We start from the raw sequence: 22,166 nt of genomic DNA, 5'->3' as shown, positions 1-22,166 counted from the left end.
ATAATGAGAAATTTAATAATTATTTGCAGTTTTTTCTTTATCAATTCGTTAATCGCTCAAACTCCTAACTGGAGTTTGAACGAAAACGAATTTGAACACACAATGTCATTAGTTTCGTTTATCAATATTAATGGAACACGTTTATCAAGCGAAAACGATAAAGTTGGTGTTTTTGTAAATGATGAATGTAGAGGTGTTACGAATTTAATTTATGTAGCTTCAGAAGATAAGTATTATGCTTATTTAACTATATTTTCGAATACAGATGGAGAACAGCTTAATTTTAAAGTTTATAATTCAACTGAAGATACTGTTACAGAAATCGATAATCAATTAGAATTTGAAATTTTAGCACATTACGGAAATTTACAACAAGCATATAGTGTAGCTCAACCTACTTTATCTGACGTAGCTATATTAAATACTGTGGAGTTTGAAAACATTCCAGTTTTAAGTTATACTGAGACCGATAATAATGTAACTATTGAAATAAAAAACACTGAAGATATAACTTCTCTTACACCTTTTTTTGACGTAAGTTTGGGTACAACTGTTTTTTATGATGGTAATTTACTAACTCCAAATACTATTATCGATTTTACAAATCCTGTTGAATTTATGATTGTTTCAGAAAATCAATCTGAAATAAAAACAGTACAAATTCAAGTAACGAAAATTGAAGTTAAAGAACCTCGTTTTTTTAGAAAACACGAAGTTTGTGATTTTAAAGGAGTTATAAAAGTTGAATACGCAATACCTGCTACATCTGTTTTACTAAAACAAAACGGAAATCTTTTATATACTTCTAGCATCAGCCAAGGTAAAAGCATTTTTGAAGGTTTAGATTCGGGAGTTTACCAAGTTGAAGTAGACGGAGTTATTAAAACCATAGTAATTAATTAATTTGATATAAAAGATGAAAAAATTAAAAATGATATGTTGTTTAGTGCTATTTTTAACCTTAATTTTTGGTTGTAGTCGCCAAGAAAGTTATCAGTGTACTAAAGTTCAAGGAGATTTTGAAGAGGTTTTTTAATCAAAAAAAAACTTTTAAGTATTAAAATAAAAAACTCAGGATTATATATCCTGAGTTTTTACATTTAAAAAAATTATACTAATATAAAAAGCCCATTTTTCCTTTTTGATAATCACGCATTGCTTCCATAATTTCGGTTTGTGTATTCATTACATAAGGTCCGTATTGGGCTACTTTTTCATTAATTGGTTCTCCTGATAACACCAATAATGTACTTTCTTTTTTGGCATCAATTTTAATAAAATCACCATCATTATTAAAAGTAACCATTTGAGTTGCTCCTTTTTTTAATGTTGCAATATTATTTATTAAAACTTCACCGTCTAATAAATAAACCAATGATTGATGTGTTTCAGGAATATCAATATCCATAATACCTTCCTTTTTGGCTTTTACAGTAAAAACATTTACAGAAGTTTGTGTGGTTATCAATCCGAATTTATCGGCTTGACTTCCTGCAACAACATTTAATTGAATGGTTTTATCAGTATTTAAAACAACAGGAATACGTTCACTTTTTATATGCTGATAATTAGCGGGCATCATTTTTTTTGATGCGGGTAGATTTAACCATAATTGAATTCCTTCTAACTCGCCTCCTTTTTCAACAAATTCTTTTGATGGTGCTTCGGCATGAACAACTCCTCTACCTGCAGTTGTCCATTGTACGTCACCTTCTTTTACTAACATTTCATTTCCTAAAGAATCTCTATGTAATTGTTCGCCTTTAAACAACAAAGTTATCGGCTCAAAACCACGATGTGGATGGGCTCCTAAATCAAACGGATTATTAAACTCGCTAATTGCGTAAGGTCCGTAATGATGTAATAATAAAAAAGGATCCACATTTTCGATACCTTGTATTGGTAAAGGTTGTCTTAATTGGATATCGCCCATATTTACTAACGGACTCCCTACTTTATGCTGTATTGATTTTATTTTTTTCATTGAAATATTATTTAATCAAAATATTCTCCATGGAGAATATTTTTGTAAATTTTTTATTTTAAAATAAAATTTAACAAACAATTGTTTATCTAATTTTATCTAATAAATCACTTAATTGAGTAGCTTCTTCTTCTGTTAAATTATCTAAAAAACCTAACTTTTTTGAAGTATCAATAGTTGTTAATAATGCTAAACCTTGCTTAGTTATATTAATATAAACAACTCTTCTATCATGTTCACAACGAATACGTTCTATAAATTTTTTATCACATAATTTATCCATTAAACGAGTTGCATTCGGAGCTCGTTCAATCATTCTATCTTTAATAACTTGTACTTTTATCGGTTTAGCTGCACCTCTTAAAATTCGTAAAATATTAAATTGTTGAGGCGATATTCCGTAAGGCTTAAAAAAATCATTTTCATTACTACTCAACCAACTTGCCGTGTATTTTATGTTGATAAGTGCCTTTACTTTATTATTTGGAAATTTAGATTTTATATCTTTAGAAATATCTCCCATATGAACCTAATTATTTTTTATGTGATAGCAAAATTACAAAAAACACATTTACACTCCAAGGAATATAAAATCAATAAAAATATTGTAATTACAACGATTTTTTTAACTTGATAACTAATTCTTTTAACTGTGTATTTAACGCATCATCAATAATAGTTCCTTCTTTAAAATTATCATAAAAACTTGGCAAAGAAAAATCAGCTATAATATTTCCGCCCATATGAGAAAATCCATTTTTAGCTATTGATAAAACACTTGCTCCACCTCTACCTCCTGGAGATGTTGCCATTAATAACATCGGAATATTATTCCATACTTTTTGATTAATACGAGACATCCAATCAAACATATTTTTAAATGCTACCGAAAAATTTCCGTTATGTTCTGCTAACGATAAAATAATTCCATCAGCACTTTGAATTATATCAAAGAATTTTTGAGCGTTCTCTGGAATCCCATTTTCAGTTTCAGTATCTACACCATAAACAGGAATTGGAAAATCATTTAAATCTAAAACGGTGGTTATTGAATTATCAATTAAAATTGTTACATAAGTTGCTAATTCTTTATTGATTGATTTTTTACTATTACTTCCTGCAAAAGCGATTATTTTTTTCATATTAACTATGTTTTATTTTATTGAATATTACTTACTATTTCGGTTATTCCTTTTACCATTTGAGCAACAGGGCATGTTCCTGCAACTTCTAATAATATTTTTTTTTGAGCTTTGGTTATCTCTTTTTCAAAAGATATTTCTTCTATTAATGATGTTTTTATTCCTTCGGATGTTAACCTTATTTGCTGTGTAACATTAACTGTTATTTCACCAACATCCCAGTTTTTATTTTCAGCGTAGGTTCTTAAAGTTATGGAAACGCAACCACCAATTGCGGTTAATAAATATTCCACAGGCGTTGGTCCATTATTATCTCCTCCTTTTTCAACAGGTTGATCTGTAATTACAAAATGATTTCTCATTTTTGCTTCCGCTACATAATTACGATTACTTAATATTACTTTTGATGATGCTTTACCTGCCATTATTACTTTATATTTTTTTACTATAAATATAAGAAACTACCAATAAAATCATAGCAATTAATGCCCCCATTTGCTCACCATCTCCAATCATAACATGTGCAAAAAAAGCAAGTATAAAAGCAAAGAAAAAACCCGCATATACCCATTCTTTAATTGTTTTATTTGCTACAAACCAAATAGTAATAACACCTAATAATTTTGCAACCGCATACGGATAAATAATATAAATAGGATAACCAAAATTAGTAAACATTACTGCTACTTCTTGATGATTAAAAAAATACATTCCTGCTGAAAACAATACTAATAATGATAATAAACCAGTAGCTATATAATAAATTATGTATTCTTTTTTCATTTTTATTCGTTTTAAGTTCGATACAAATATACAATAAAAACATTTAAAACCCATGGAATATAAATTCACGGAGATTAATTAGCTTTTTTAACAAAATCAACCATAAATTTAAAGGGTTTTTTATACTTTAGCAATTGCAAATAAATAACGTACCTATGGATCTTAACTTCAATAAAAATGAAGATTACAATAAACTTTTAGTAGCTGATTTACGTAAACGTTTTGCCAAAGTTAAATTAGGCGGAGGACAAAAACGTATTGATAAACAACGTGAAAAAGGAAAATTATCAGCTCGTGAACGTATCGATTATCTTTTAGATGATAAAACAAAATCTATAGAAATTGGAGCTTTTGCAGGCGATAAAATGTATCAAGAACACGGCGGATGCCCGTCTGGTGGAGTTGTTGTAAAAATGGGATACGTTAGCGGAAAACAATGTATTGTTGTTGCCAACGATGCTACTGTAAAAGCTGGTGCTTGGTTTCCTATTACAGGAAAAAAGAATTTAAGAGCACAAGAAATATCCATAGAAAATAAATTACCTATTATTTATTTGGTAGATTCTGCGGGAGTATATCTTCCTTTACAAGATGAAATTTTTCCTGATAAAGAACACTTCGGACGTATTTTCAGAAACAATGCAATGATGAGCAGTATGGGAATTACCCAAATTTCTGCAATTATGGGAAGCTGTGTTGCTGGTGGTGCTTATTTGCCTATTATGAGTGATGAGGCTTTAATTGTTGATAAAACAGGTAGTATATTCTTAGCTGGAAGTTATTTGGTAAAAGCCGCAATTGGAGAAAGTATTGATAATGAAACTTTGGGTGGCGCAACTACACATTGCGAAATATCAGGTGTTACCGACTATAAATCTAAAGATGATAAAGATGCTTTAGATACCATTAAAAAATTGATGGATAAAATTGGCGACGCTGACAACGCTGGTTTTAATAGAAAAAAAGCACTTCCTCCAAAAGAAAACGAAGATGATATTTTCGGGATTCTTCCTAAAGAAAGAAATGCACAATATGATATGTTAGAAATTATCAAACGTTTGGTTGATAATTCTGAATTTGATCAATATAAAGAAGGCTACGGAAAAACAATTTTAACAGGCTACGCACGCATGGACGGTTGGGCTGTTGGTATTGTGGCTAATCAACGAAAATTAGTAAAAACAGCCAAAGGCGAAATGCAATTTGGTGGTGTAATTTATAATGATTCTGCTGATAAAGCAACCCGTTTTATTGCTAATTGTAATCAGAAAAAAATTCCTTTAGTTTTTTTACAAGATGTTACTGGTTTTATGGTTGGTTCAAAATCTGAACACGGCGGAATTATAAAAGACGGTGCTAAAATGGTGAATGCAGTAAGTAATTCTGTCGTTCCAAAATTTACGATTATTATTGGTAATTCGTACGGAGCAGGAAATTATGCAATGTGCGGGAAAGCATACGACCCTCGATTAATTGCTGCTTGGCCAAGTGCCGAACTTGCAGTTATGAGTGGAAATTCTGCTGCAAAAGTTTTATTACAGATAGAAAAAGCTTCGTTAAAAAAACGTGGTGAAGAAATTACTCCAGAAAAAGAAGCCGAATTATTCGATAAAATAAAATCACGTTACGATGACCAAGTTTCACCGTATTACGCAGCTGCAAGAATTTGGACAGATGGAGTTATTAATCCTTTAGATACCAGAACATGGATTTCGATGGGAATTGAAGCGGCAAACAATGCTCCTATTGAAAAGAAATTTAACTTAGGAATTATTCAAGTATAATCTATAAAAAATAAGCATCATTAGTTATGAAAAAAAAGATTTTAGGAATTTTGATAATCGCTTTTGTAGGTTTTTTAGCATATCAAGCATACATTTTTACACTTGCTAATCAAGATAATATCAAACCTATTTATTTGATACCTAGTGATGCTGTTTTTATTTTAGATACAGAAAGACCTATTGATACTTGGGATGAAATTAGTGCAAGTAATATCTGGAAACATCTACAAAAAAACAGTTATTTTAAAGACATCAGTAAAAGTTTAAATACTTTAGACAAGGTTATTAAAGAGCAAAAAAGTATTCTTGATTTTGTTGGTGAACGAGATGTTTTAATTTCTGCACATGTTTACAAACCTAAAAAATATGATTTTTTATATGTAATTGATTTAGAAAAACTATCGAAACTTAACTTCTTAAAAAGTAGTATTGCTAATTTAGCTGGCGAAGGTTTTAAAATTACCAACAGAGTTTATCAAAATCAAGAAATAACAGAACTTTACGATAAAACAAAAAGAGAAACCCTACATATTGCATTTATCAAAAATCAATTAATTGCTTCTTATACACACGTTTTAGTTGAAAACTCTATAAATCAATATCAAAAACCTGTTATTGGTAGAGATGTTAATTTTGTTGAAATTACCAAAGAAACTCCTGAAGATGGGTTCTTTAAATTATTTTTTCAATATAAATATTTAGATAAATATCTTTCTTGTTTTACTGATAAAACCAATACAAAAGTTATTGAAAACATTCAAAATTCACTTTATTATTCAGGTTTTGATGTTTCTTTAATTGAAGGAGCTATTATTCAAGCAGATGGATATACAAACGTAAAAGAAAATTCTGAAAGCTATTTAACAGCCATTCAAAAATCAGGAAAAGGAAAAAGAACTATTGCTAGTATCGCTCCAAAAAACACGGCACTTTATCTTAGTTTTGCTTTTGATAGCTTTGATACTTTTCATTGAAAATTTTGAAGCTCTAAAAAAAGTAAACCCTCAAGAATTTGAAGTTTACACCAAACAAATTAAAGAAATTGAAAGCAAATTAGATATAGATATCAAAGAAAATGTATGTAGTTGGATTGGAAATGAAGTCGCTTTAATTCATTTTAACTCTTCATTATCTAAAAATAAAAAAGATGTTGCTGCTATTTTTAAAACTTCAGATATTAAAAAAGCTACTAAAAACTTGAATTTTATCTTATCAAAAATAAAAGAAAAAACACCCTTACAATTTAAACAAATTAACTATAAAAATCATACAATTAATTTTTTAGACTTAAACGGATTCTTTAAAATGATAGTTGGTAATATGTTTAAAAATATGGAAAAACCTTATTTTACTATTATTAATGATTATGTAATATTTAGTGCTAGTCCTAATACTTTAAAGGAAATTATTAATAATAATATTAGTAATTACACCTTAGCTTCATCAAAAGAATTTGAAGAATTTAATTATTTATTTGATAAAAAATCTACTATTTTTACTTATATAAATACGCCTTATATTTTTAACGAAATAGTAAGTTTAACTGACAGAAAAACACAGTTTCAAATCAAAAAAAACAAAGAATATATTATTTGTTTTAATCAATTTGGTATGCAATTAACTTCTGAAGGAAATATTTTTAAAAGCACAATTACAACTACTTTTAATAATCCGAAATTAGTACTAGAAAAAATAGCTTTAGATAAAAAATTGAAAAAAGAATTAAACCTAAAGCTAATCACTAAAAAAAATACAAGTACAACAAATAGTATAGAAAGTATTTTTGATTTCAAAGAAATTCACCCGTCTGATTTAAGTGCATCTAGTTATAAAGAATATCACGATAATGGTAAGTTAAAGTTTGAAGTATCATTAGATGACGGTTTATTAGATGGTAAATATAAAATGTATTATCCGAACGGAAATTTAAAGCTAAAAGGAAAATATAAAAACGGAAAAAAATCAGGAACTTGGCGAGCTTATGATGAAAAAGAAAGCAACCTGATTATCAAAAAAAGATTTTAATTGTAAATAATTAACGCAATAGTTACATTTGCGGAAGCATAAATTAAATAAAATAAAATGGGAAGAGCATTCGAACTAAGAAAAGGTCGTAAAATGAAGCGTTGGTCTGCAATGGCTAAAACATTTACCAGAATTGGTAAAGATATTGTAATGGCTATTAAAGATGGTGGTCCAAACCCAGATACAAACTCACGTTTAAGAGCTGTAATGCAAAATGCAAAGGCAGCAAATATGCCTAAAGAAAATGTAGAACGTGCAATTAAAAAAGCTGCCGATAAAGATACAAGTAACTATAAAGAAGCTTTATTTGAAGGATATGCACCACACGGAGTTGCTATTGTAGTAGAAACAGCAACCGACAATAATAATAGAACTGTAGCGAATGTACGTGCTGTTTTTAATAAAGGTAACGGTAACTTAGGTACTTCTGGTTCTGTTGTTTTTATGTTTGACCGTGTTTGTAATTTTACAGTAAAAAAAGAAGATATTACTGTTGATTTAGAAGAGTTAGAATTAGAACTTATTGACTTTGAAGTTGAAGAGGTTTTTAATGATGACGAAGGAATTATTATCTATGCTCCGTTTGAGCAATTCGGTGCTATTCAATCTTATTTTGAAGAAAATAATGTAGAAATTATATCATCAGGATTTGAAAGAATACCTGCATCAACAACTAAACTTTCTGAAGAACAACAAGCAGATGTTGAAAAACTTTTAGAAAAATTAGAAGAAGACGATGACGTTCAAAATGTTTATCATAGTATGGTTATGTAATAGCCTGAAAGCATTATAAATACACGACAAACCTCCTATTTAATGGGAGGTTTTATTTTTCATATCTATTCGTTTTTAGCTATTTTTACTTAAATTTCGAACAAATAGTGAACAAATGTTTTTCAATCTAATTTTAATTACATTTGAAATGAAAATATTTATTTTTATAACTTTTATATTTTGGTCACTTATACTGAAAGCTCAGGAAGGTAAAAAACATCTTGAAAATACTACTTTTATATCAAAAGTTGGTTCGATGTGTGAAGAAACAAATATACCTAGTCCTTGTGCTGGTAAAGAAATTTATTTAATACTTACCTTTTTTAAAGAAAAAGTAGCAGTTTCTGAAAAATATATTTCTACATGCGATGAGATAGAAATTGTTAAAATAGGGAATTTTAAATGGAATTTATCCGAAAAAAATGAAGTCAATATTAATTATAATACTGATACTATTATTCAAAACTCCGAATTTAATTTCTCCATTTATATGAACGATTTTACATTTAAATTAATTGATAATCAATTAATCGGAGAAATGAAAAAGTATAATAAAATGACTAAATATTTTTTCAAATAAAGAAATTATACTAAAATTAAATTCAAAGTTTTTTTCTCTGGATTTTATTTGTTTCCGTTTCAATAAATTTATCAATAAAATAAATATCTTTTGGAACTTCAAACTTAGCAAGTGTTTTTAAGTTTTTAATGGCTAATTTTAAGATTTCTTCTTCTTCAGATGAAATACTATTTTCAATAATTAAAACAAGTTTTTCTCCTAAAAAATCATCATTTATTCCAATAACAAAAAAACGTGTATTTATTATTTTTGATAATTTCTCTTCTATTTTCTCTGGATGCAATTTTATTCCTCCCGAATTTATTACGTTATCAAAACGACCTAACCATTCAAATTCTTTATTAGAAACTAACTGAACAACATCATTAGTTATTATCTTTTCTTCGGATACTTTAGAGGCTTCAATAACTAAACAATTTCTATCATCAGTAGTTATTTTTACGTTTGATAAAACAGTATAATTAGCATCTGAAATAAGTTGATGACTCTTAAAATTATTGAGCTTTTTAACAGCAATATGAGTAATTGTTTCTGTCATTCCATAAGTAGCAAATATATTTGTTGATATATTTTGAATAGCACTTATCAAATTATTTGAAACTACGCCTCCACCAACAATTAATTTATCTATTTTATGTAATTCAGACAATGAATTTCTTAATTGTAAAGGAACCATTGCCGAAAAATCATAGGTTTTATTTACTTCATTTAAAGGATTCATCACTGGTTTTACAACATCCAATTGCCAACCTAAAGTTAAAGCACGAATCAACATCATTTTACCAGCAATATAATCGGTAGATAAGCATAATAAAGCGATGGTATTTTCTTTTAAATCAAAAAAATCGCCTGTTGCTAAAGCCGAGTTTTTCATAAACTCTTTTTGCAACTTAATCGGTTTTGGTTTTCCTGTAGAACCTGAAGTTTGTACGATTACAAAATCTTTATCATTAAACCAATCACTTAAAAAAGTAGCAACAGAATTTGAAATAGTTTTAGAATAAACAAGTAATTCTTCTTCGGATAAAAAAGAAATATCATTCAATCTAAAACTTTTATGAAAACGTTTATTATTCAATGTTTTGTGGTTTTTGAATACTTCCTGTTAATTTTTCTTTCCAGTTTTTCCATCCGTATTTTTTAGAAAACAAAAATAACATTAACGGATATATAGCAAAAACTAATAAGAAAATTTCAGCACCCACAGCAGGTTCTGAAGTATCAATAAACAAAGCATCGGTTTGAAAAACTGTCCAATTTGTGGTTACTAAAAAAGCAGCTACAATATTATTTATAGCATGTACGCCTAAAGCTAATTCTGTTCCTTCATCCATTAAAGTCATAATTCCTAAAAAGAAACCTGTTCCTATATAAAAAACCACGGAAATATATCCTAACTTTTCAACTTCAGGATTTGCACCATGCAATAACCCAAAAGCAACTGATGTTATTATTAAAGGTAACCATCTATTTTTAAACCAAGTCCCTAAACCTTGCATAAAATAACCTCTAAACAACAGCTCTTCAAAACTAGTTTGTAATGGTAAAAATAAAACAGATATTACTAATAAAGTAAAAAACGGAACGGGTTTAAAATTCCAAGTATAATTTTCTGGAGCTAAGAAAATACCCAAAATTGTTACAGCTACAGCAATTATCCCGAAGGCTATAAAACCAAACCAAAAACGGCTCCAATCAATAGATTTTCGACTTGTTACTAATGTTTTTATAGCTCGTTTATGAATGAATTTTACTGCTAAAAACAAAAAAAATAATCCGATAGCAAACATTAATATCATCAGAAATAAAAAGAAATTTTTATTAATTCCTAAGGTCATAAAAGTTTCGTTAGCTGCTCTAGAAAACTCTTCAAAATCTTTAGAATACAAAGCAGCTACAAGTGCCAGAGGAAGTATTCCTATAAATTGCCATCCGAAGAGAATTAAAGAAATACTACCTAAATAATAAATCCAATCATTTTGTCCTTTATATGCTTGTTGTATAAAATTCATCTGTAAAAAAATTATTAAATATGGTTCGAATAATATTAATCTAAATTAAATTCCCAAGCTATTTTACTATTATAACCTAAACTTCCGTTGGAAACCTCTAACGGGCTTTCAAAATTATTAGTAAATAAACTTCCTGTTCCTAAACCTTGAGGCAACGAATTTTTTAAAATATGTGTCCATTGTGCAATAGCATTTAAACCAATATTACTTTCTAATGCAGAAGTTATCCAATTATCGGCATGGTGTTTTTTTGCTATTGAAATCCACTCTTCACTTCCTTTGATTCCGCCAACTAAACTTGGTTTTAAAATAATGTATTGCGGTTTAATTGTTCCGATACATTTTTCTTTTTCTTCGGATGTAAAAACACCTATTAACTCTTCATCTAAAGCAATTGGCAAAGGTGTTTTTTCACATAAATTTGCCATTTCTTGCCACTGACCTTGTTTTATCGGCTGTTCAATAGAATGAATTTCTAACTCTGATAATCGTTGTAATTTTTCTAAAGCATCTTTTGGAGTAAATCCGCCATTCGCATCAACACGTAAGGTAATTTCTTTTGATGAAAATTCGTTTCGGATAGATTTTAATAAATCAATTTCTGTTTCAAAATCGATAGCTCCAATTTTCATTTTTATAGTAGAAAAACCTTGTTGCAACTTGTCTTTAATTTGCTGTTGCATAAAGGCTTTATCTCCCATCCAAATTAATCCGTTTATTGAAATATTTTGTGTTCCGTTTGTAAAATCAGAAGGAAATAATTCAAATTTATTTTCAGATTTTAATGATAAAAAAGCTTGTTCTAATCCGAATTGAATAGACGGGAAGCGAATCGCTTCAGCTAATAAAACCTCTAAACCTAAATTAATATTTTCACAAAACCATTTTAGTTTTTGTTCATAATCTGGCGTATCATCAATGCTTAATCCTCTGAATAAACCGCACTCTCCTATTCCTATTTTATCTTCTTGTTTTAAGGTGATAAACCAAGTTTCTTTGGTTCTTAAAATACCTCGAGATGTACCGCTAGCTTGTTTAAAATTAAGTAAATGCTTATGATAAGTTGCTTGTATCATGTTCTGATTTTATTAACGTATTTTTAGAATGTTAGTGGTTTTGCGTTAGGGATTGCAATGGAAATCCTTTTGTGAGGCACGAACAAAAGATTGTAATGAAAAGCCCGCTCGAACGCCCAAAAAATTATTTCTCTATATGTTCTTTACATTTATTTAACGATTGTAAACTTATTTTTTTGAAAGTACCTTTAAAATAAGGATACAAACAAGCCGTCATATATGATTTGCTATTTACACTGCTATTTTGAACGATTTTAGTAGTATTTCCGTTGGCTGTAAAATTATATTCGGTTGTTTTTACCATTTGATTAGAATGAAACTGAAAAGTTATTTTTTCATTTTCGATATAATCTGAAATTCTTTGAACCATTTTTACTTCCTGTCCATTATTTTCGACAATTACGTTATAAGTACTGCCTAATACGCCTGGTTTTTCTTGCTTTGGTTCGATTGATTTTACATCTGGCAACCATTTTTTTAGCTGATCTACATTTTTAAAATTTTCAAAAACGATAGCAATCGGTTTGTTAACTTCAATTTCTGTGCTATATTTAACTTCAGTAATAACTATTCCTGTTAAGAAAAAAACAAGCACTAAAGCAGTTACAATTCCTAAAATTATTTTTATTGATTTCATGCAGATATTATAAATTTATAGTTTGTCCTATTTCTAAAATAGTCAATTCTTTATTAGCTTTCGTAAATTTGCTTTTGGCATCATTTACATCAATTTCTATCGGTGGAAAAGTATTAAAATGACAACCGATTACATTGTTACATTCAACTAAATTACTAGCAATAATAGCATCTTCAATACCCATTGTAAAGGTGTCGCCTATTGGAAAAATAGCTGCTGTTAATTTTGTAGTCATCGGAATTAATTTCATATCCATAGTTACAGCAGTATCTCCTGCAACATACAATGTTTTTTCTTCGGATGAAATTACAAATCCTCCTGGTTGCCCACCATAAGTTCCATCAGCAAATGAAGATGTGTGAATTGCATTTACATATTTCGCTGAAAAAGCATCAACCTTAAAAGTTCCACCATGATTTACAGCGGCTGTTTTTAAATTTTTAGCGCCATAATATTGTGCTATTTCAAAATTAGAAATAATTGTTGCACCTGTTCTTTCTGCTATTACTTCAACATCTAAAACATGGTCTTGATGTGCGTACGTAAGTAAAATATAATCGGCTTTGATATCGGCAATAACAATATTTGATGCCAACGGATTTCCTGTAATAAATGGATCTACTAATAAATGTGTTCCGTTAATTTCGATACCGAAACAAGTACGTCCGTAAAATGTAATATTCATTGTATTCTTTTTATAATATTAGTTTGTAAGCTTGCTATAAAACGTGTCCTAAAGCAAATAAAATTGAAAATAAAAAAGTACTTAATGCTACTTTTTTTAATTCACCGTCTAATAATGGTTCTTCTTTATTTTTGTAAACAAAAAATAAATGTTTTATAATTGGTAAATAAGCTAGTATAAATAAAAATTGTAAAGGCGATTTATAGGTAATTATTACATATATCATTGCAAATAAAAATGAAGCAATAATTAAATTATAATGATACAATTTAGCAAGTTTAGCTCCCATTTTAACAACTAATGTGTTTTTACCAACTTTTGCATCGTTTACCCTATCTCTCATATTATTTAAGTTCAAAACAGCCGTACTTAATAATCCGATAGTAATTGCAGGTAAAAAAACAGTGAAGTTTAATTGTTTCGTATATAAAAAATAAGTTCCTACAACGGCTAATAATCCGAAGAAAACAAACACAAAAACATCACCAAAACCACTGTAACCATAAGCCGATTTACCAACCGTGTATTTTATAGCGGCAACAATTGAGGAAACTCCTAATCCGAAGAAAATGACAGAATATAAAAAATCATCTTTTCCGAAGGATACATAAATAAGCGATAATGCTATTATTAAAGTGATGACTCCTGTAATAATCATTGCCGTTTTCATCTGTTTTGGCGTAATTGCTCCTGATGAAACCATACGTGCTTCTCCTTCTCTGTTATCGTCTGTTCCTTTGATACCATCTCCGTAATCATTCGCAAAATTTGATAATACTTGAAAACCGATAGTTGTTAGGATTGCTAGCCAAAAAATAGAGCTTTGCCAGAAAAAACCTTTTAGATCTGTTAAATTCTGTGAAAAAGCAACTTCATATCCTAAAGATGCTCCAACAATAATTCCAGAAACAGATAACGGTAAAGTTCGTAAACGTGCGGCTTTTATATAATTTTTAATCATGTATTCTTTTTTAAAAATTCTCGACTCCGCTCAAATTGACAATACTTGTCTGATTGAGCGGAGTCGGGATTATGATATAAAGTATTATTTTTACAAATTGTTTGCTTCTGCTATTAACTCAGCAATATCTTGTACAATAATTTGATCTTCTTTCATTTTAAACTTTACACCATCTGTCATCATTGTATTACAATACGGACAGCCTGTTGCTATAATTTGTGGATTTGTTTCTAGTGCATCTTCGGTACGTAAAATATTAATTTCTTTATCCCCTTTTTCAGCATCTTTAAACATTTGTGCACCTCCTGCACCACAACATAAAGCCGTAGATTTATGACGTTTCATTTCCGTCATTTTTACGCCTAAACTACGTAATAATTCACGTGGGCTTTCATAAACATCATTTGCTCTACCTAAATAACAAGGATCATGATATGTTAATCTTTTTCCTTTTAAATTTGTGTCATCTATTGATAAACGCCCATCACTAATTAGTTTACTGATAAATTGCGTGTGATGATATACTTCATATTTTCCACCTAACTCAGGATATTCATTTTTTAAGGTATTAAATGAATGCGGATCGCAAGTAACTATTTTTTTTATTTCGTATCCGTTTAAAACTTCAATATTCATCATTGCCTGCATCTGAAACAAAAATTCGTTTCCTGCTCGTTTTGCTGCATCACCTGTTGAACTTTCTTCTGTACCTAAAACCGCAAAATCTACTTTTGCTAGGTGTAATATTTTTACAAATGCTTTGGTTATTTTCTTTGCTCTATCATCGTAACTTCCTGCCGCTCCTACCCAAAACAACACCTCTGGTTGTTTTCCTTGCGACATCATTTCTGCCATTGTTGGTACTATCATAACTTACAAATTTTTGAATTACAAATCAAGAATTAATACAATTCACAACTTATAATTGTTAATTAAAAAATGTTTATTCTTCGTCTTTCCAGTTTAATCTATCTTGTTGACTATACTGCCAAGGTGCTCCGTTGTTTTCAATATTAGTCATCATAGAATTTAACTCTTGCGGAGCTGCTGATTCTTCCATAACTAAATAACGACGCATTTCTAAAATAATAGATAAAGGATCAATATCTATCGGACATTCTTGAACACAAGCATTACAACTTGTACACGCCCATAATTCTTCTGGAGAAATATAATCGTTTAATAACCGCTTTCCATCATTTATAAAAACGCCATCATTCGCATCAATATTTTTTCCTACCTCTTCTAAACGATCTCGAGTGTCCATCATAATTTTTCGAGGAGATAACTCTTTCCCCGTTAAACTAGCAGGACAGTGAAGATGTACAACGTCCACATTCAGTACAAGTATAAGCATTCATTAATTGTACCCAATTTAAATCGGTAACATCAGATGCTCCGAATTTCTCAGGAACTTCTTCTTCTTCTGCTCCTGCTTCAGGCATTGCGTACGGATCAGCATCTGGATCCATCATCATTTTTACTTCCTTAGTAACCGATTCAACATTTGTGAATTGTCCTTTAGGTTTTAAATTTGCAAAAAAGGTGTTCGGAAACGCTAATAAAATATGTAAATGCTTAGAATAATATAAATAATTTAAGAAAATTAAAATACCTACAATATGTATCCACCAAGCTGATTTTTCTATCGTATGTAATTCTTCTGATGAAAATCCATCAAATAAAGGTGCTATAAATTGAGAAATTACATTTCCTGCTCCTGCTTCTTGAAAAGGAACATCAGTAGCATTCATTATTAAAAATAACGACATTAACACCATTTCAAAATAAAGAATAATATTACCATCATTCTTTGGCCAACCTGTCATTTCTTTATTCCAAAAACGTTTTACTCTTTCTATATTTCTACGTAACCAAAATATCGTTACAGCAACAAAAACTAAGGCTGCTAATATTTCAAAATTACCAATTAAGAAACCATAAATTGTATTTCCTAGAATAGGCTGAAAAACACGATGTGTTCCTAATAATCCATCAATTACAATTTCTAACATTTCGATATTAATCAAAATAAAACCTACATATACAACAATATGTAAAATTCCTGAAAGCGGACGACGCACCATTCTATACTGTCCTAAGGCTATTTTAGCCATATTTTTCCAACGCTCAGGTTTTCTATCTGTTCTATTGATGTCTTTTCCTAATTTGATATTTCGAATAAGCTTACGAACATTCATTACAAAGTATCCAATACCCGTAATTAAAATGGCTGCAAAAATAATGTTTGATAAATATTTCTCCATCTTCTATATTTATTAAATTTTGTAAGGGTTAATATTGATAAGCTTATTTAGTGCTTACATTTTTGATATTTGCTTCTTCATTATATGGTTTTACTTTTTTACCAAATAATGAAATATGAACAAATCGTTTTGGATTTAACTTCATTTCTCGCAACAACTCTTCCATTTCTTTAGAAGCATTTGTTAAGTTAGTGTACATTTTATCATCGGTCATTAACTTACCTAAAGTTCCTTTACCGGCTTTCATATTTGCTAATAAACCGTTTACATTACTTAAAGTTGTTTCTAATTTTTTAACGGTTGCTCCTAAATTAGATTTAGCTAAATCATCTGATATTTTCGAGAAATTATCCGTGATTTTTTTAGTATTATCAAGTGTTGCAGTTAAATTTTCTTTACTATTACTCAATAAATTATTTACTGATGTCAATGTTTTTCGAACATCGGTAATTGTTCCTTCTAAACCAAGAATACTTCTATTTAAACTTTTACGTGATTTTTCATCTAATACATCATTAATTCCGATTAATAAAGAATCCGCACCTACTAATACATTTTTTAGATTTGATTGAATAGGATTTAATTTTTCACTTACAGATGAAAAAAGATCACCCTCAACTTCGCCTTTTAAATAATCACCAGAAACAGCTAACCCACCATCGTATTTTGGAACAATTGCTAAATTTTGCCCGCCCATTAAGCTTGCTGAATATATTTTAGCAATACTATTTTTAGAAAATTCTAAATCGCTTTCTAAAGATATCTCAACTAATAAAATTCCTTGTTTTTCAGGAGTTTTATTAAATGAAATCTCATCAATTTTCCCTACTTTTAAACCATTTATAGTTACTAAACTCGCTTTATTCAGTCCGTTAATATTTTCATATTCAACAAAAAAATGTCTACGACTACCACTAAATAGGTTTTCACCCTTTAAAAAATTATACCCCCAAATAAATAATACTATAATAACTACAGCAACAATACCCGTTTTAAGTTCTTTTGACATATATAAAAATTATAGCACGAAAATACTAATAATTTTGGGAGTAGAAATACAGATTTTCTCTAAATTAATGCTTTTTTAAGGCTTCTTTTATCGATATTCTTTTATCTCCCTTAAAAGCAACGACCCACGCATCTTTATACCCAGTTTTTCGAGCTTTAGTTAACGATTTTTTTACCTTTAAAAAACTAGAAGAACTTCCATAATAGTATTTATAATAACCGCCTATAAACATTGATTCAATATCTTTTAAGCCTTTAAAACTATTTTTACTTAATTTTTTTCGAGAAGCAGACACTTGTACTTTAAAAACTATTTTAGAAGAAACTTTTTTAGTATGTTTCTTTTTTATTGATTTAGAATAAGTTTTTTTAACTTTTTTAGTTTCTTTTTTTCTGATGATTTTGCTATTACTTTTTCTTGAACAGTATTTAATTTTAATCTTTTTACATAATTTTTTATGGCAGTTGCAAGTGATTTTGCCATTTTTAACTGCCCATATGATGAGTTTAAAAACTTTCCTTCTGTTTTGTTTGATAAAAAACCTAACTCAATTAAAACACTTGGCATAACAGTTTCTCTCAATACTAAAAAATTAGCTTGTTTTACTTTTCTATCATACCTTTTTATACTTTTAAAATTAGTTTGAACTAAACTAGCCAAACTTAAACTTGCGTCTAAATTTTCTTCCTGTAAAACAGATAAACCTATTAATGATTCGGCTGAATTAGGATCATAATCATAATTTTTTTTGTAATCCTCTTCTAATAGAATAACAGCATTTTCTTTTTTTACAATTTCAAAATTCACATCATTACCCTTCAAACCAAGAACATAAGTTTCTGATCCGTGGGGTTTTCCTGAATTATTTGAATTACAATGTATAGATACAAATAAATCAGCATTTTTCTTATTTGCAATACTCGCTCGTTTATGAAGCTCTACAAAAATATCTTTTTTGCGTGTATAAACAACATTTATTGTATTATCTTTTTTTAAAATTTCGCCTACTTTTAAGGCTAATTTTAAGGCTATTTTTTTTTCGATATAAGATCCTCTTGACGCTCCAGCATCTTTTCCTCCATGACCAGCATCAAGAACAATTGTATATTTTTTTTGAGCAGAAACTACCGTTGATAGTCCCAATAAAAAAAATATAGAGATTAAAAATAAAAAAAATTTTTCAAGTGATTATATTTACTTAATTTTAAGAATTGCATCAATAAAATTTAACTATTTTTGGTTTTTGTATTTAGGCATACAAATAGTACGCCAAAGCTTTTAAATATAACACAAAAATAGCATTTATAACATTGCGAACAAATCTAACTTACATACTTTTAGTTTTCTACCTTTTTTGTTACCAAATTAGTGTGGCTCAGGATTTTGGTAAAACAAGTATTACCTCTAAGAAGGCTAAAGAAAAAACGGCTTTAAATCAATCAAAAGATAACTTGATTAATTTAAGAAAAGAAGGACTTTTAAACTTGAAAAAAGACACTATTGTAAATGATTCGATTAAACCTAAGGAGGTTATAGATGGAATTATTACTCACAATGCGAAAGATTACACCATTCAAAATGCGAAAAACAAAACGGTAACCTTATATAATGAAGCTCAAGTAACCTATACTGATATTGATTTAAAGGCTGGTATAATTGTACTCGATTATAAAAATAATACCGTTTATGCCAAAGGAATAAAAGATAGTTTAGGTTATCATCAAAGACCCGTTTTTAAACAAGGTGCACAAGAATCAGAACAAGATTCAATTTTATTTAACTTCAAAACAAAAAAAGCACTTGTTTATGGTGTAAAAACTGTTCAAGATGGAATTATAACTTATGCCGAAAAAACAAAACGTGTAAACGATTCTACTATTTATATGCGTAGAATGCGTTTTACAACCTCTAAAAAGAAAATACCAGATTACTATATACAAACTAGTAAAGCAAAATTAGTACCTGGTAAAAAAATAATTGTAGGACCTAGTCATTTAGTTTTAGCCGATGTACCAACTCCTTTATATTTACCTTTTGCGTATTTACCTTTAAGCGATAAAAGAACTTCTGGTTTTATTATTCCTTCTTGGGGAGATAGTAATAGTCAAGGGTTTTTTATGCAAAATGGTGGATATTACTTTGCTTTAAGTGATTATTTTGATTTAACTGTTTTAGGAGATTTATACACCAACGGAAGTTGGGGATTAAAAACCGAATCTAGCTATTATAAACGTTATAATTTTAGCGGAAATTTTAGTTTTAATTTTGAAAACATTATTCAAGGTATTCGAGGACTTAGCGATTATAGAAAATCTTCTAATTTTAATATTCGTTGGAGTCATAGCCAAGATAGTAAATCGAGCCCAAACTCTAGCTTTTCGGCTTCTGTTAATTTAGGTAGTAGCACCTACTATAAGCAATCATTAAACGAATCAAATAATGCTGAATACTTAACAAATACATTAAGTTCTTCTATATCTTACTCTAAAAAAATTGTTGGTACACCTTTTAATGTGAGTCTTACGGCAACACATTCTCAAAATACAGAAACAGAAGCAATAACAATGACGCTTCCTTCTTTACAAGTAAATATGGATCGTATTTATCCATTTACAGGTAAAGGTGGTGCTAAAAACAATGCTATTCAAAAAACAGGGTTTAACTACAGCTTACAAGGTAAATATCAAATAGATACAACTGATGATGAGTTTTTTACTGCTAAAATGTTTGAAACAGCTAAAAAAGGAATTCAACATAATATAAGTACAAATACAAACTTAAAAGCTTTTAAATATTTTACTGTATCACCAAATGCTAGTTATAAAGATGTTTGGTATTTCGATAAAATTAATAAAACATACAATGCTACATTAATTAATCCTAGCACAAAAAAATTAGGCGTTATTGAAAATGATTCTATTAGTGGTTTTAATCGTTTTAATGAATATAATTTTGGAGTCTCTTTATCAACCAATATCTACGGAACGTTTAACTTTAAAAAAGGTCGTTTAAAAGCCATTCGTCATACAATAAGACCTTCTATTTCTTACGGATACCGACCTGATTTTGCAAAAGAACACAACTTACAAGTACAACAAAATTCAGATCCTACAGACTTACTTACTTATTCTCCTTTTGAAGGAGGAATATACGGTACACCTGGTAGCGGAACTTCAAATAGTATTGGTATTTCTGTTAATAACGTTTTAGAAGCAAAAGTAGCTCCAAAAGATCCTGATAGTGATGAAGAAGATAGAAAAGTTACTCTTTTAAACAACTTAAATTTTAGTACCAATTATGATATTACTAAAGATAGTCTTCGATGGAGTAATGTTGCAGTTAGCTTAGGTACTCGTTTATTTAAAGATAAATTAGCTTTAAATGCCAATATGTCTTTAGATCCTTATCAAATTAATAGTAAAGGAGAACAAATAGATGAATTTAATTCTAAAATATTTAGGATAGAAACTGCAGGAATAACAGCAAACTATTCATTATCTAGTAAAGATTTTCAAAAGAAAAAAGAAGGAGACGATAAAAAGAAAAATAACGGAAATGGTGCTCAAGATACTCCTGATCTTTTTGGACAAAATAAATCTAAAACCAACGATTTTTCAACTAGAAAAAGCAATAAAAACAAAGAAGAAACTGAAGTTAAAGAAACAATATTATACAAAAACAACGTACCTTGGTCATTAAACTTAGCCTATGCATTGAATTACACTAATAATGGGCTTGTAAGTGCTATTAGTAATAATTCATTAATGTTTAGTGGAAGTCTAGATTTATCAGCTAAATGGGGGGTTGGTTTTTCTTCTGGTTATGATGTTAAAGATAATGGATTTACTTATACCAGTCTAAATTTCTCAAGAGATTTAGACAGTTGGAAATTAAATTTTAACTGGATTCCTTTCGGAAACAATTCTTCTTATAATTTCTTTATAGGTGTTAAATCAGCTGTATTAAGCGATTTAAAATGGGATAAAAACAAACCGCCAGATAGAATATTATTCTAAACATCAAGATAAAACACACAACTTTAAAACATCATAAAATGAAAAAAATTATTATTACAGATAAAGCTCCTGCTCCTATTGGTCCTTATAACCAAGCTGTTTTAAGCGGAAATACATTATATACTTCTGGTCAAATTGCTTTTAATCCTGAAAATGGAGAATTAGTAATGGATACTATTGAAATTGAAACAAAACAAGTAATGGAAAATATGAAAGAAGTTTTAGCTGCTGCTGAAATGACTTTTGAAAATGTTGTAAAAGCTTCTATTTTTATTTCTGATATGAATAACTTCAGTAAAATAAATAGTGTTTATGCTAAATATTTTAACGAAGCAACTGCACCTGCAAGAGAAACTGTAGAAGTTGCTAATTTACCAAAGTTTGTAAATGTAGAAATTAGCATGATTGCGATTAAATAATTCAATAAAAAA

23 protein-coding genes and 1 pseudogene are annotated in these 22,166 nt (G+C 28.9%); 8 read left to right on the top strand and 16 right to left on the bottom strand.

Going from position 1 to position 22,166, the window contains the following annotated elements; genetic code table 11:
• The first annotated feature begins 3 nt into the window (after nucleotides 1-3).
• The gene (locus tag PG913_RS04580; RefSeq protein ID WP_271231823.1) at nucleotides 4-903 is read left to right on the top strand and encodes a hypothetical protein; all 900 of its coding nucleotides are present in this window, start codon (nucleotides 4-6) and stop codon (nucleotides 901-903) included.
• Between the two features lie 211 nt (nucleotides 904-1,114).
• On the opposite strand, the gene PG913_RS04575 is transcribed toward PG913_RS04580, so the two are convergent.
• The 5 genes from PG913_RS04575 to PG913_RS04555 form a co-directional block, all read right to left on the bottom strand.
• Nucleotides 1,115-1,984 carry a pirin family protein gene (locus tag PG913_RS04575; protein ID WP_271231822.1) on the bottom strand — a complete coding sequence of 290 codons (870 nt, stop codon included), beginning with the start codon at nucleotides 1,982-1,984 and terminating at the stop codon, nucleotides 1,115-1,117.
• An 85-nt stretch (nucleotides 1,985-2,069) separates the two neighbouring features.
• Entirely contained in the window at nucleotides 2,070-2,507 is a 438-nt protein-coding gene (locus PG913_RS04570) for a MarR family winged helix-turn-helix transcriptional regulator (RefSeq protein ID WP_271231821.1), read from the bottom strand.
• Nucleotides 2,508-2,595: 88 nt separating this feature from the next.
• On the bottom strand, nucleotides 2,596-3,126 hold the full coding sequence (locus PG913_RS04565; RefSeq protein ID WP_271231820.1) for an NADPH-dependent FMN reductase: 531 nt from the start codon (nucleotides 3,124-3,126) through the stop codon (nucleotides 2,596-2,598).
• A 17-nt stretch (nucleotides 3,127-3,143) separates the two neighbouring features.
• Entirely contained in the window at nucleotides 3,144-3,551 is a 408-nt protein-coding gene (locus PG913_RS04560) for an OsmC family protein (RefSeq protein WP_271231819.1), read from the bottom strand.
• 7 nt (nucleotides 3,552-3,558) lie between these two features.
• The gene (locus PG913_RS04555; protein WP_271231818.1) at nucleotides 3,559-3,909 is read right to left on the bottom strand and encodes a DoxX family protein; all 351 of its coding nucleotides are present in this window, start codon (nucleotides 3,907-3,909) and stop codon (nucleotides 3,559-3,561) included.
• 155 nt (nucleotides 3,910-4,064) lie between these two features.
• Between PG913_RS04555 and PG913_RS04550 the strand changes: the two genes are divergently transcribed.
• From PG913_RS04550 to PG913_RS04530, 5 genes are all read left to right on the top strand, one after another.
• Nucleotides 4,065-5,693: an acyl-CoA carboxylase subunit beta gene (locus PG913_RS04550; RefSeq protein ID WP_271231817.1), complete on the top strand. Its 1,629-nt coding sequence runs from the start codon at nucleotides 4,065-4,067 to the stop codon at nucleotides 5,691-5,693.
• A gap of 26 nt (nucleotides 5,694-5,719) precedes the next feature.
• The gene (locus PG913_RS04545) at nucleotides 5,720-6,667 is read left to right on the top strand and encodes a hypothetical protein (RefSeq protein ID WP_271231816.1); all 948 of its coding nucleotides are present in this window, start codon (nucleotides 5,720-5,722) and stop codon (nucleotides 6,665-6,667) included.
• Nucleotides 6,651-7,718, top strand: a complete 1,068-nt coding sequence (locus PG913_RS04540) for a DUF3352 domain-containing protein (protein WP_271231815.1) — start codon at nucleotides 6,651-6,653, stop codon at nucleotides 7,716-7,718. Before PG913_RS04545 ends, PG913_RS04540 begins: the two co-directional genes overlap by 17 nt.
• A 57-nt stretch (nucleotides 7,719-7,775) precedes the next feature.
• Nucleotides 7,776-8,492 (top strand): YebC/PmpR family DNA-binding transcriptional regulator, encoded by a 717-nt coding sequence (locus PG913_RS04535; protein ID WP_271231814.1) that lies wholly within the window; start codon nucleotides 7,776-7,778, stop codon nucleotides 8,490-8,492.
• 148 nt (nucleotides 8,493-8,640) lie between these two features.
• A complete protein-coding gene (locus tag PG913_RS04530) occupies nucleotides 8,641-9,072 on the top strand; it encodes a hypothetical protein (RefSeq protein WP_271231813.1) in 432 nt (143 codons plus the stop codon).
• Nucleotides 9,073-9,094: 22 nt separating this feature from the next.
• Here the strand turns inward: PG913_RS04530 and PG913_RS04525 are convergent, their stop codons facing one another.
• From PG913_RS04525 to PG913_RS04475, 11 genes and pseudogenes are all read right to left on the bottom strand, one after another.
• Complete coding sequence (locus tag PG913_RS04525; protein WP_271231812.1) at nucleotides 9,095-10,150, bottom strand: AMP-binding protein; 1,056 nt, start codon at nucleotides 10,148-10,150, stop codon at nucleotides 9,095-9,097.
• Nucleotides 10,143-11,084 (bottom strand): CPBP family intramembrane glutamic endopeptidase, encoded by a 942-nt coding sequence (locus PG913_RS04520; protein WP_271231811.1) that lies wholly within the window; start codon nucleotides 11,082-11,084, stop codon nucleotides 10,143-10,145. Before PG913_RS04520 ends, PG913_RS04525 begins: the two co-directional genes overlap by 8 nt.
• A gap of 35 nt (nucleotides 11,085-11,119) precedes the next feature.
• Nucleotides 11,120-12,160 (bottom strand): o-succinylbenzoate synthase, encoded by a 1,041-nt coding sequence (locus PG913_RS04515; RefSeq protein WP_271231810.1) that lies wholly within the window; start codon nucleotides 12,158-12,160, stop codon nucleotides 11,120-11,122.
• 124 nt (nucleotides 12,161-12,284) lie between these two features.
• On the bottom strand, nucleotides 12,285-12,797 hold the full coding sequence (locus PG913_RS04510; protein WP_271231809.1) for an SRPBCC family protein: 513 nt from the start codon (nucleotides 12,795-12,797) through the stop codon (nucleotides 12,285-12,287).
• Between the two features lie 7 nt (nucleotides 12,798-12,804).
• Nucleotides 12,805-13,482, bottom strand: a complete 678-nt coding sequence (locus PG913_RS04505) for a metal-dependent hydrolase (RefSeq protein WP_271231808.1) — start codon at nucleotides 13,480-13,482, stop codon at nucleotides 12,805-12,807.
• 34 nt (nucleotides 13,483-13,516) lie between these two features.
• Nucleotides 13,517-14,443 carry a 1,4-dihydroxy-2-naphthoate octaprenyltransferase gene (gene menA / locus PG913_RS04500; protein WP_271231807.1) on the bottom strand — a complete coding sequence of 309 codons (927 nt, stop codon included), beginning with the start codon at nucleotides 14,441-14,443 and terminating at the stop codon, nucleotides 13,517-13,519.
• Nucleotides 14,444-14,533: 90 nt separating this feature from the next.
• Entirely contained in the window at nucleotides 14,534-15,313 is a 780-nt protein-coding gene (locus PG913_RS04495; protein ID WP_271231806.1) for a (Fe-S)-binding protein, read from the bottom strand.
• 73 nt (nucleotides 15,314-15,386) lie between these two features.
• A pseudogene (locus PG913_RS04490) lies at nucleotides 15,387-16,710 on the bottom strand (4Fe-4S dicluster domain-containing protein).
• A gap of 43 nt (nucleotides 16,711-16,753) precedes the next feature.
• A complete protein-coding gene (locus PG913_RS04485) occupies nucleotides 16,754-17,719 on the bottom strand; it encodes an MlaD family protein (protein ID WP_271231805.1) in 966 nt (321 codons plus the stop codon).
• Between the two features lie 64 nt (nucleotides 17,720-17,783).
• Nucleotides 17,784-18,014, bottom strand: coding sequence for a hypothetical protein (locus PG913_RS04480; protein ID WP_271231804.1), 231 nt, complete (start codon nucleotides 18,012-18,014; stop codon nucleotides 17,784-17,786).
• 50 nt (nucleotides 18,015-18,064) lie between these two features.
• Nucleotides 18,065-18,862, bottom strand: coding sequence for an N-acetylmuramoyl-L-alanine amidase family protein (locus PG913_RS04475; RefSeq protein ID WP_271231803.1), 798 nt, complete (start codon nucleotides 18,860-18,862; stop codon nucleotides 18,065-18,067).
• A 227-nt stretch (nucleotides 18,863-19,089) separates the two neighbouring features.
• Between PG913_RS04475 and PG913_RS04470 the strand changes: the two genes are divergently transcribed.
• Entirely contained in the window at nucleotides 19,090-21,735 is a 2,646-nt protein-coding gene (locus tag PG913_RS04470) for a putative LPS assembly protein LptD (protein ID WP_271231802.1), read from the top strand.
• 38 nt (nucleotides 21,736-21,773) lie between these two features.
• Nucleotides 21,774-22,154: a Rid family detoxifying hydrolase gene (locus PG913_RS04465; RefSeq protein WP_271231801.1), complete on the top strand. Its 381-nt coding sequence runs from the start codon at nucleotides 21,774-21,776 to the stop codon at nucleotides 22,152-22,154.
• Nucleotides 22,155-22,166 lie beyond the last annotated feature (12 nt).

This window comes from Tenacibaculum pacificus (assembly GCF_027941775.1).
GTDB lineage: Bacteria > Bacteroidota > Bacteroidia > Flavobacteriales > Flavobacteriaceae > Polaribacter > Polaribacter pacificus_A.
This window is presented reverse-complemented; position numbering and strand designations above follow the sequence as displayed.